Below are 695 nucleotides of genomic sequence, written 5' to 3'. Positions count from 1 at the left end.
CAGCCGATCAGGGAGTCGACACCCCATAAAATAAGCGCAACCACTAACACAAAAACAACAACTATCATTGTCGTCTGGGTCAACTCTTGCTTAGTAGGCCATACAACCTTACGAATCTCTAAACGAGCTTCAGAGACCAACTTCGCAAAGGCCTGCCCTTTTGTCGTTTGAACGGCAACCCATCCAGCAACAAATGCCAAAACAAGTAGCGCAAGCACTCTGTACAACAGAGATTCTGCTTCAAAATAGTAGTTACCCACCACGCCCGCTGACACCAAACAAAGCACCAACAACCACTTCAGCGTATCTAGCGCACTACCTTCTTTCTCTACCTTTGCATTCATAATCGACGCACTAATAAGTATTCTGTTCCACTACCATTTATTACTAGAATAAATGGCAGGCCAGGAGGGAATCGAACCCCCAACCTGCGGTTTTGGAGACCGCTGCTCTGCCAATTGAGCTACTGGCCTATACAAAAGAAGGCAGCATCAAGCTGCCTTCCAAACATAGACTAAGATTATTCAACAATCTTAGCTACAACACCCGCACCTACAGTACGACCACCTTCACGAATCGCGAAGCGTAGACCTTCTTCCATCGCGATTGGCGCGATCAAAGTAGCTGTTAACTGTACGTTATCACCAGGCATTACCATTTCAACACCTTCAGGCAACTCACAAGCACCTGTCACA

The 695-nt window shown here is 46.6% G+C and carries 1 protein-coding gene, 1 tRNA gene and 1 pseudogene; all 3 read right to left on the bottom strand.

Annotated features, from left to right (window positions below; all coding sequences use genetic code 11):
• On the bottom strand, positions 1–344 hold a 344-nt coding region (secE, locus tag A3761_RS03045; protein WP_068749790.1), incomplete at its 3' end, for a preprotein translocase subunit SecE.
• A 53-nt stretch (positions 345–397) separates the two neighbouring features.
• Positions 398–473 (bottom strand) — tRNA-Trp (locus A3761_RS03040).
• Between the two features lie 47 nt (positions 474–520).
• Positions 521–695, bottom strand: a pseudogene (gene tuf, locus A3761_RS25400) (elongation factor Tu); the annotation flags it as partial.

The organism is Oleiphilus sp. HI0123, assembly GCF_001635315.1.
The sequence above is the reverse complement of the archived record's forward strand: the minus strand, read 5'-3'. Positions and strand labels throughout refer to the sequence as shown.